The organism is Pseudomonas sp. 43NM1, assembly GCF_002836905.1.
Classification (GTDB): domain Bacteria; phylum Pseudomonadota; class Gammaproteobacteria; order Pseudomonadales; family Pseudomonadaceae; genus Aquipseudomonas; species Aquipseudomonas prosekii.
The window spans coordinates 1-10,408 of the sequence record NZ_MKGS01000035.1 but is presented as its reverse complement, the minus strand read 5'-3'; the positions used below and the strand labels follow the sequence as shown (position 1 = coordinate 10,408).

At 58.9% G+C, this 10,408-nt stretch carries 9 protein-coding genes; all 9 read right to left on the bottom strand.

From position 1 onward, the window contains the following. Window positions 1-235 precede the first annotated feature (235 nt). Window positions 236-1,147, bottom strand: a complete 912-nt coding sequence (locus BI292_RS05495; protein WP_092274531.1) for a hypothetical protein — start codon at window positions 1,145-1,147, stop codon at window positions 236-238. A 4-nt stretch (window positions 1,148-1,151) separates the two neighbouring features. Then, entirely contained in the window at window positions 1,152-2,249 is a 1,098-nt protein-coding gene (locus BI292_RS05490) for a type IV toxin-antitoxin system AbiEi family antitoxin (protein WP_101207241.1), read from the bottom strand. A gap of 130 nt (window positions 2,250-2,379) precedes the next feature. After that, window positions 2,380-3,000: a TetR/AcrR family transcriptional regulator gene (locus BI292_RS05485; RefSeq protein WP_092274525.1), complete on the bottom strand. Its 621-nt coding sequence runs from the start codon at window positions 2,998-3,000 to the stop codon at window positions 2,380-2,382. A gap of 59 nt (window positions 3,001-3,059) precedes the next feature. Then, complete coding sequence (phaC, locus tag BI292_RS05480) at window positions 3,060-4,742, bottom strand: class II poly(R)-hydroxyalkanoic acid synthase (protein WP_092274522.1); 1,683 nt, start codon at window positions 4,740-4,742, stop codon at window positions 3,060-3,062. Window positions 4,743-4,867: 125 nt separating this feature from the next. Then, the gene (phaZ, locus tag BI292_RS05475) at window positions 4,868-5,722 is read right to left on the bottom strand and encodes a poly(3-hydroxyalkanoate) depolymerase (protein WP_092274519.1); all 855 of its coding nucleotides are present in this window, start codon (window positions 5,720-5,722) and stop codon (window positions 4,868-4,870) included. Window positions 5,723-5,868: 146 nt separating this feature from the next. Then, on the bottom strand, window positions 5,869-7,548 hold the full coding sequence (gene phaC, locus BI292_RS05470; protein ID WP_092274516.1) for a class II poly(R)-hydroxyalkanoic acid synthase: 1,680 nt from the start codon (window positions 7,546-7,548) through the stop codon (window positions 5,869-5,871). A 262-nt stretch (window positions 7,549-7,810) separates the two neighbouring features. Next, the gene (locus BI292_RS05465; protein WP_101207240.1) at window positions 7,811-8,188 is read right to left on the bottom strand and encodes a gamma-butyrobetaine hydroxylase-like domain-containing protein; all 378 of its coding nucleotides are present in this window, start codon (window positions 8,186-8,188) and stop codon (window positions 7,811-7,813) included. 187 nt (window positions 8,189-8,375) lie between these two features. After that, window positions 8,376-9,716 carry an ATP-dependent protease ATPase subunit HslU gene (gene hslU, locus BI292_RS05460; protein WP_092274510.1) on the bottom strand — a complete coding sequence of 447 codons (1,341 nt, stop codon included), beginning with the start codon at window positions 9,714-9,716 and terminating at the stop codon, window positions 8,376-8,378. Window positions 9,717-9,770: 54 nt separating this feature from the next. Then, window positions 9,771-10,301, bottom strand: coding sequence for an ATP-dependent protease subunit HslV (hslV, locus tag BI292_RS05455; protein ID WP_090176604.1), 531 nt, complete (start codon window positions 10,299-10,301; stop codon window positions 9,771-9,773). Between the last annotated feature and the right edge of the window lie 107 nt (window positions 10,302-10,408).

Genomic DNA, 10,408 nt, shown 5'->3' with positions numbered 1-10,408 from the left:
GAAAAAACCTGCTGCGAAGAAACCGGCCGCTGCCAAAGCTGCCGCGCCAAAACCAGCAGCGCCTGCCGCCAAACCGGCCACCCCGGCCACTTCAGCGAACTCCGCTGCCGCGCCGACCCCTGCTGCAACCCCGACTGCGACGCCAACCCCGGCGACCCCAACCAGTCAGTCCTGATTTTCAGGACTCAAGAAAACGCCCGGCCTGCGAAGGTCGGGCGTTTTTTTCATTTGATATCTAAGCAGTACCCTCGCGGATCAATTCGAGCACATGTGTCACAAGTCCCGAGGCATAACGTTGCGCTGCCACACGTTCATCTGTTTGTTCTTCGCCGCGACCAAACAGGAACTGCGCATATTTGACCGGCCCCGTCAGTTCATAACCTTCCACACCATTGCCTTCGGCAAACTTCTTTTGCAATGCGTCGAGTCCTGCCAGCAGCGCTGGACGGTGCTGACCGCTAAGAAACTTGTCGATAAATTTTGCCGCGATGTAATCAGGAGGTCCGGCATAACGCATGACGTGGAGCAGGTCGCCAGCATCTTTCGGTTCGCCACGACTATCAAATGCGAGTGCTTTGAGAATGATGAACGCGACCACATCTGCATAGCGGATGACTTCAATGGATATGCCACCTTCATCGAGCAGCGGCGCTTTGATTTCCCTGCTATCGAACCAGTCATGGACGATTTCCGCGTGCTCAATCGCAAGTGCGGAAACAGCTTCACCGTCGAGGAGTTTTATGTCGAATGCGCGACATTGCGCATCGGCGCCGCGCAGAAACTCCACAAGCACATACTCCTTCTCCGACAGTTTTCGCATCCAGCGCCATGCCGATTTCCAACCGTTGTCATCTTCAAAGGGCTCAAACCCCCTGTCCTTGAGTTGCTGCGCGAGTGATACGTAGCCATTGCCCTCTGCGATGACTTGCAGGTTCAAGACGATATCTACATCAGAGGTTCCGAAGTGCGGCGGGACGTCGGGAGGCATTTGTGGTGTGAGGTAGCGAGGGACCAGTCCTCCCACCAGCCGCAAAGTGGATTTCAATCCTCCGAACGCACCGAGCAATGTCACCAGAACTTGCTCGCAGGCGTCGGCGTGTTCTAACGAGTAGCCCGCTGCAGTCTTGGGTTTTGGAGCTAGAGCCATGAATTCAGACCTTCAAAATGTCGTGTCGAAGTTGAGTCGCCAACTCTGCGTTGCGGCCTCGTCCATCTTGCAAGTCGAGGTATTGAATGAACTCGCTGGCGAGCCACGCGCCTGATTGTGGGTCGTGGCGCCGGAACAGCATCCCGGCGCCCGAGCGTTCGATCAGTACGACGTTGTTGCCTTTCTCCGCCGGCTTCAAACCCAGAGCGTCTGCGAGTTGCGCCTGAGTTCCAGGTAATGTTTCCAGTTCGGCTAGATCTACTTGGGTCAGTAGCGGTGACAGGTAATTGGCAGCGATGGCTCCGGTAAACGCCCAACTGGCGCTACTCGACTTCGGCGCTTTGCGGGCGAGGTTCTCGAGCAGTTGTCTGGGGTTGGAAGAAAAGAAATACCAGTTGGACCTGTTCTCCTTGCGTTGCTGCCACGCCTCGGCCCATGCGTCCAATAAATCCCCGGCCCGGCAAAGTCGGCGGCGAAGGAGGCGGCCACTGCCTTCTGATTCCACCCATTCGCGCAGCTCCAATTCCTGCAAGACCGACGACACGGTAAATACTGACGTCTCAGAACGTTCCGCCAATTCCAGTCCTGTGAACCATTCACCTTTGCTGTGCAGCAGTGCATGGACGACCATTTCTTTCGCCCCGCTGAACAGGGGAACTCGCTGCGTTTTCCGTGCAGACGCAGCGGCGGGGCGATCGATATTGATCAGCCACCGTTCATGACGAAAATACAAGGAGCCGCTAGCGTCGTAGTAGCCAGCGCCCGAGTTCTTCAACTCTTCGCGGGCGCCTTGGCTGATCTTTTCGGCGATCACCATCGGGATAATCGTCGTTGCATTTCGCTTTTCTGCGTTCTCGGCGCCGTAGCGTTGGAGCGCCTCTAAAGCATCACGGATATCGCGTGGATAAACGGCGCGTTTGATTTCGACTGCAACGTCCCAGTTGCCGTCCGGCGTATCCAAGGTCAACAGCAAATCAACGCCGCGATCAATACCGGCAGCGTGTCTTCGGTGGAGAACCTTGGCCCCCGTCGCGTTCTGCAATGACTCGATGAAGCCTTCAATCAACGGCTGCCGGGCCTGGTCAAAAAACTCATTTGGCATAACGCGAGTCCGAGTGAGTAACGAGGATGCATTTTTGTTTATGCGTTATTGCTAGTTTAGCTGCGCAGCTAAACTAGGCAATTATCCTAAACAAAGAAAGGCTTTTATTGATTCGAAGGGCTACGCAAGCTCACTCATGTTCTTCCAGATATTGCAGCGCCAACTGCTCGGTAGCCGCTTTGACCGGCGGCAGCAGGTGCGGCGCTACCAGCATCATGATCTGGTACACCACCAATCTGACTTCGCCCTCGCGATCAAGAATCCGCTGGTAGTCCAGTGAAAACAGCAGGGTCATGGTGATTTGCTCCACCAGTTGCCCCAACGCCTGGGTGTCGCTGACCAGTTGCCCCTGCGCTTTCAGCCTTGCCAGCAATGAGGCCAGCGTGCGTTTCAGTGCATTGAGCAGGTTGCGGATGCCTTTCGCCAGTTTGGGCAGGCGGCCGGCCAGGTTGGACAGGTCCTGGAACAGGAACCGGTAGTGCGCCAGGCGCTCGACGATCAAGTGCAGAAACAGCCAGTAATCTTCCGGCGCCAGTTCGACGTCGGACGGCGGATCGAGCAGCGGTGCGAGTTCGTTCTGGAAGCGTTCGAACAACCCCAGAATCAGCGGCTCCTTGCCGTGGAAGTGGTAGTAGAGGTTGCCCGGGCTGATCCCCATTTCATTGGCAACTTCCATGGTGGAAACGTTTGGTTCGCCTTTTTGATTGAACAACTGCAGGGCACATTCGAGGATCCGGTCGCGGGTTTTCATCCAGTCTTCTTAATGGTCGAGTCAGGCCACGGCCAGCGCCGGCCGTGGGTTGTTGAACGTCAGCGCACGCGCACGTAGGTGCCGGGTGCGGCTTCCATCGGTGGGTAGGCCGGGTTGCCGAGGGCCATTTGCGTTTCTTTTTGTGCGCCCGAGCGCTGCTGAATCCACTCCAGCCATTGCGTCCACCAACTGCCGTCGGTTTGCTTGGCGTCGTAGTACCAGGCGCGTGGGTCGCTGGTGAGCTTCGGGCTCTCGATGAAGTTGGCTTTGGGGTTGGACGGCGGGTTGAGAATGCTCTGCACGTGGCCGCTGTTGGACAGCACAAAACGCCGCTCGCCACCCAGCAGCAGGGTCGAGCGATACACCGCGTCCCACGGCGTGATGTGGTCGTTGATGCCGGCGACGCTGAAACTGTCGACCGTGACTTTCTGCAGGTCGATCGGCGTGCCGCACACTTCCAGACCGCCCGCGTGGCTCAGCGGGTTGTGCTTGAAGAAGTCCAGCAAGTCGCCATGAAACGCCGCAGGCAGGCGCGTGTTGTCGTTGTTCCAGTAGAGAATGTCGAACGCTGGCGGCTGTTTTCCGAGCAGGTAATTGTTGACGAAATAGCTCCAGATCAAGTCGTTGGGGCGCATCCAGGCGAATACCTTGGCCATGTCGCGGCCGTCCAGCACACCTTTCTGATACGAGCGGCGCTTGGCCGCTTCCAGGGTTTGCTCATCGGCAAACAACGTCGCCGGGCTGTCCATCTGACTGTCGAGCAAACTCACCAGATACGTCGCGCTCGACACCCGCCGCAATTGCCGTTTGGCCTGCAAATGCCCTTGCAGCGCGGCAATCGTCAGCCCGCCAGCGCAGGCGCCCATCAGGTTCACTTCGCGCGCGCCAGTGATTGCGCGGCAGACATTCATCGCTTCTTCGACCGCTTCGACATAGCTCGACAGCCCCCATTCACGATGGCGCACGTCCGGGTTGCGCCAGCTGATCATGAAGGTTTGCAGGCCGTTTTTCAGGGCGAACTGGACGAAGCTGTTGTGCGGACTGAGGTCGAAAATGTAGTACTTGTTGATCTGCGGCGGCACCACCAGCAGCGGTTTGGAATACTGCTTTTCGCTCATCGGTTTGTACTGGATCAGCTCCAGCAACTCGTTGCGAAACACCACCGAGCCCGTAGTGGTGGCGACGGTCTTGCCGATTTCAAAGGCTTGTCTGGTGACCTGCCGGGGCAAGCCGTCGTTGTGCAGGAAGTCGTCGATCAGGTGCCCGGCGCCACGGATCAGGCTGTTGCCGCCGGAGTTGAAGATCTCCTTGAGCGCCAGCGGATTGAGCAGCGTATTGGACGGCGACACGGCGTCGTTGAGCAGGGCGAACGCGAAGTGCGCGCGGGTGCGATCGTCGGGGCTCATGTTGCTTTCGTCGATCCAGCTCTTAACCTCTTTCTGCCAGCTCAGGTAAGCCTGCAAACTGCGCCGATAAAACGGATTGAGGCTCCATGCCGGGTCGGCAAAACGGCTGTCGTGCGGGTTGGTCGGGTGCAGGGTTTCGCCCAGCAACACACGGCCCAACTGGCCGCCCAACTTCAACGCGTGGCGCGCACTGTGCAGCGGGTTGCGCAAACCATGAGCGGCAACGCTGCGCAGGGTCGACAACATATCCCGGCCGCGCAGACCGGTAATTGCACTCTGCGCGTTGATGAACGCGGCGGGAGTGGGCAAAAACTCCCTCACTGGTTTTTCGCGCATGAATCAACACTCCTTCGTCTTCAGGCCAAAAACAAACACACCGAACCAGAACACCATAGACGCTGTAGCGGGTTGTTGCGCGGCGCGGCGTCCTGCCGCGCGGTTTCCATCGACCCAACGGTGGCTCAGCCGCCCAATGGCGCCGGGTGCGGATGCATCACCGCACGCTGCCGTTCTTCCTCGAGGAATTTCATGATGATCGGCGCCACCGCTTCGGCGCGGGTGATCAGGAACAGGTGACCGTCGTCGATGATGTGCAACTGCGCGTTGGGAATTCGCCAGGCGAGCATGCGCATGTTGATCAGCGGGATCAGCGGATCGTCGTCGCCGGCCAGCACCAGCGTCGGCTGGTGGATCTTGTGCAGCCAGTGAATGCTGGTCCAGCCGAGGCCGGCGAACAGTTGCCAGTAGTAACCGAGCTTGCCTGCCGAACGCACTTTCGCCGCGTGATTGGCCGCCAGCGTCGGGTCGCGGCGGAACGAGCCGCCGTAGATCATCGGCGCGATGCGGATCACGTGCGATGGCTGGATATAGCGCCGTGGGCTCGCCATCATCCACAGCACTTTCGGTTTGCCCGGCACCATCACCGCGCCCGCCGCAGTAGCTGCGAGCACGAGTTTTTTGCAGCGCTCGGGATAGTCATAGGCGAACTGCTGCGCGAGGGCGCCGCCCCACGACACGCCGATCACGTTGACTTGCCCGTAGTCGAGATAATCGAGCATGCGCGCGGTGAGTTTCGCCAGGCCGGGAAAGCGATAAGGACGATTCGGCGTCGACGAGCCGCCGACCCCGGGAACGTCGAAAGCGATGACTTCGAGGTCCGGGTCCAGTGCCGCGACGAACGGAAACACCAGCTCCAAGTTAGCGCCGATGCCGTTGAAAATCAGCAAGGGCGTCAAGTGAGGCTTGCCGGGGCGTACCGCAGTGCGGAGGGTCTGGCCATCCAGGTCGACGGTACGAAAAACGAACGGTTGCGGCATGCTTCAGGCCCTGTGGGTGTTATTCATCCCCGGTCCCTGTAGGAGCGAAGCTTGCTCGCGAAGGCGTCAGTCCAGTCGACATTAATGTTGAATGATCGACCGCGATCGCGAGCAAACTTTGCTCCTACAGAAGGGTGGGGTTTCAGTTACCGCTCGTGTACGTAAGTGCCCGGCGCAGCTTCGCCGGCGGTGTAGGTTTTGTTACCAAGGCTGGTCGGGGATTTCTTCAACTTGCCGGAACGCTCGGCCTGCCATGCCTGCCAGTGCAACCACCAGGAATCGGTATGTTTAGTGGAGTTTTCCTGCCAGTCCTCAGCCTTCATCGGCATCTCGGCGCTGGTCATATATCGTGACTTCGGATTACCCGGCGGGTTCAGAATGCTTTGGATGTGGCCGCTGCTGGACAACACGAACTCGACATTGCCGCCAAACAATTGCGCCGACTTGTAGCAAGACTTCCACGGCGTGATGTGGTCGTTGGTGCCGGCCAGGGAAAAGATGTCGGCGGTGACCTGCTTCAAGTCAATCGGCGTGCCGCACACTTCCAGTGCATTCGGGCGAATCAGTGGATTACTTTTGAACATCTCGATCAGGTCGCCGTGGAACGCGGCGGGCAAGCGCGTGGTGTCGTTGTTCCAGAACAGAATGTCGAACACCGGTGGCTCGTTGCCCAACAGGTAATTGTTGACCCAGTAGTTCCAGATCAGATCGTTGGGGCGCATCCACGCGAACACTTTCGCCATGTCGCGACCTTCGAGCACGCCGGCCTGATAGGAATGGCGCTTGGCGGTTTCGAGGGTTTGTTCATCGACAAACAGTGCGACGTCGCTGTCCAGCGTGGTGTCGAGCACGCTCACCAGCAGCGTCAGGGCGTTGACCTTTTTCTCGCCAATCGCCGCGTAATGCCCGAGCAGCGCGGTGCAAGTGATGCCGCCGGAGCAGGCGCCGAGCATGTTCACGTCTTTACTGCCGGTGATCGCGGTGACCACATCGACCGCTTCCTTGAGCGCTTCAATGTACGTCGAGAGGCCCCATTCGCGCTGTTCCTTGGTCGGGTTACGCCAACTGACAATGAACGTCTGCACGTTATTGCGCAGGCAGAACCGCGCCAGGCTCTTGTCCGGGCTGAGGTCGAATACGTAGAACTTGTTGATCTGCGGCGGCACCACCAGCAACGGCCGTTCGTGCACTTGCTCGGTGATCGGCCGGTACTGGATCAGCTCCAGCACGTCGTTGCGAAATACCACCGCGCCTTCGGTCACGCCCAGCGATTTGCCGACTTCGAACGCGCCCATGTTGACCTGGCTCGGCATGCCGCCGTTGTGCACGAGGTCTTTGGCGAGGTGCGAGAGGCCGTCGAGCAAACTCTTGCCGCCGGTTTCAAAGAAGCGTTTGACCGCAGCAGGGTTGGCCGCACTGTTGGTCGGGGCCATGGCTTCGGTCATCAGGTTGATCACGAAATGCCCGCGCGCGACGTCTTTGGGCGACAGGCTGCTGTCGTCGATCCAGGCGTGCAGCTCTTTGCGCCAGGCCAAGTAAGTCTGCAGATAACGTTTATAAAGCGGGTTCTGGCTCCAGGCCGGATCGACAAAGCGACGGTCATCACCGGGAGGCTGCAGTTCGGATTTGCCGAACAGCACGTTTTTGAGTTCAAGACCGAAATGCGCGACATGCTTGACGCTGTGAATCGGTTGTTTGATGGCTTGGCGCAATACCATTCGAGCAGAAGCCAGTAGATCCTTTCCACGCAGCCCAACAACAGGATTAAGCCCCAGGGTGTTTTCCGAGGCTTGGTACTTCAGGTCATCGTTGTTCTTGTTACTCATCTACGACGCTCCATTGTCCTGAGACGAGTACCTGAGCCCGGCTGCATCGTCACGCAGCCAATGTCGGGTACTGCTGCTCGGGTTGACCGTTGATTCTGCAATTACGCCGCTTTTCACATCACAGAGCGTTGCAGGGAACTTGCCAGTTCCATTGGTTACCCGAGTTTAATTTTTTTCGCAAGCGGGCCGATCCTCGGCACCGTAGCGGAGCATTCAAACAGATGAAATTAGAAAATGCGCTCTAAAGAGCGAGAGGCCTGAGCTAGAGCATCAGCTTGACGACGGACTGGCTCGGATCGCGGGTTTTGCCGGCCGCTTTGAGTTCGGCAAGATAATCGTTCCACAGATCTTCCTGGCGCACCGCCAGTTGGTAGAGGTATTCCCAAGTGAACAGGCCGCTGTCGTGGCCGTCGTCGAAGGTCAACTTCAGGGCGTACTGACCGGCCGGCTCGACCTTGCTCAGGCCTACCGCGATCTTGCCAAATTGCAGGATCGGTTTGCCGTGGCCCTGGACCTCGGCGGAAGGCGAATGCACGCGCAGAAATTCGGCGGGCAAATGAAATTCCTCGCCGGACGCGTATTTCAGCGACAGGGTTTTCGAGGCTTTGTGCAGTTTGATGTCGGTGGGGAGTAGGGTCATGACCGGCGATCCATTCAATGGGGCGAGCTCGGTTCGAATGTGGGCGCGGGCTAGTGTGGCGAGGGGGCTTGCCCCCGTTGGGGCGCAAAGCGCACCTCTTTACGACTGCTTCGCAGTCGAACGGGGGCAAGCCCCCTCGCCACAACAAGCCCGCTCCCGCACGGTCCGCGTTGGCAGGTAAGTTGGCTTACAGAATGTAGCGGGACAGGTCTTCGTTTTCCGCCAATTCGCCGAGGTGGCTGTTGACGTAGGCGGCGTCGATCAAGATCACCTTGTCGTCATGCGCGCTGGCCAGATCACCGGCGCTGAACGACACCTCTTCAAGCAGACGCTCAAGCAGCGTGTGCAAGCGACGGGCACCGATGTTTTCGGTTTTCTCGTTGACCTGCCAGGCGATCTCGGCGATGCGCTTGATCCCGTCCGGCTGGAACTCGATGCCCAGGCCTTCGGTTTTCAGCAGTGCGCAATATTGCTCGGTCAACGAGGCATGCGGTTCGCTGAGAATGCGTTCGAAGTCTTCCGGCGTCAGCGCTTTGAGCTCGACGCGAATCGGCAGACGACCTTGCAGTTCCGGCACCAGATCGCTCGGCTTGCTCAAGTGGAACGCGCCGGACGCGATGAACAGGATGTGGTCAGTCTTGACCATGCCCAGTTTGGTGTTCACGGTGCAGCCTTCGATCAGCGGCAGCAAATCGCGCTGCACACCCTCACGGGAAACATCGACGCCGCCGGAATTACCGCGCTTGGCAACCTTGTCGATTTCGTCGATGAAGACGATGCCGTGCTGCTCGACTGCTTCCAGCGCCTTGGCCTTCAACTCTTCTTCGTTGACCAGACGCCCGGCTTCTTCATCGCGCACCAGTTTCAGCGCTTCCTTGACCTTGAGCTTGCGGCTCTTCTTTTTGCCCTTGCCCATATTGGCAAACAGGCTCTGCAACTGGTTGGTCATCTCTTCCATGCCCGGCGGCGCGGAGATATCGACGCCCGCCACTTCGGCGACTTCGATGTCGATCTCCTTGTCATCCAGCTGACCTTCGCGCAGGCGCTTGCGGAACAGCTGACGGGTATTGGAATCGGCCGACGAGGTCGATTCTTCGTTGCTGAAACCCATGCGCGCTGGCGGCAGCAGGGCGTCGAGGATGCGGTCCTCGGCGGCGTCTTCGGCGCGGTGGCGAACCTTGGTCATTTCCTGTTCGCGCAGCAGCTTGAGCGCGGCGTCGGCGAGGTCACGAATGATCGATTCGACGTCGCGGCCAACGTAGCCGACTTCGGTGAACTTGGTCGCTTCGACCTTGATGAACGGCGCGTTGGCCAGTTTGGCCAGGCGACGGGCGATTTCGGTTTTACCGACACCGGTCGGGCCGATCATCAGGATGTTCTTTGGCGTTACTTCAACGCGCAGCTCTTCCGGCAGTTGCATCCGGCGCCAGCGGTTACGCAGCGCGATGGCGACGGCGCGCTTGGCATCGTCCTGGCCGATGATATGGCGATTGAGTTCGTGGACGATTTCACGGGGAGTCATGGACATAGTTTTTGGCGGTCCTCTAGCAAAAGCGAGCCGTGGCGCGTGGCCGAAACAGGCTTACTCGGCGAGGTCCTGCTCCTCAATGGTAAAGGTGTGGTTGGTGAATACGCAGATGTCGCCAGCGATGCCGAGCGCGGTTTCAACGATTTCCCGGGCCGACAGATCGGTTTTCTTCAGCAGGGCGCTGGCCGCTGCTTGAGCGTAGCCGCCACCGGAACCCATGGCGATCAGGCCTTGTTCGGGTTCGACCACGTCACCGTTGCCGGTGATGATCAGCGAGGCGTCTTTGTTGGCGACCGCGAGCATGGCTTCGAGGCGGCTGAGGGAGCGGTCGGTGCGCCATTCTTTGGCGAGTTCGACGGCGGCGCGAACGAGGTGACCTTGATGTTTTTCGAGCTGGCCTTCGAAACGTTCGAAGAGGGTGAAGGCGTCAGCGGTGGCCCCGGCAAAACCGGCAATGACTTGGCCGTGGTACAGGCGACGGACTTTCTTGGCGTTGCCTTTCATCACGGTATTGCCGAGAGAAACCTGGCCGTCGCCGCCCATGACGACTTTGCCGTGGCGGCGAACTGAAACGATGGTGGTCAAGGGAGAGTCTCCACGCAGCGGGGCGAAAATGCCTTATGCCAACTCATATGGGGGTGGTGGAGAATTTTTCAACTGCGCGGCGGGAGAGGGGACGAATGGCGTTAGGC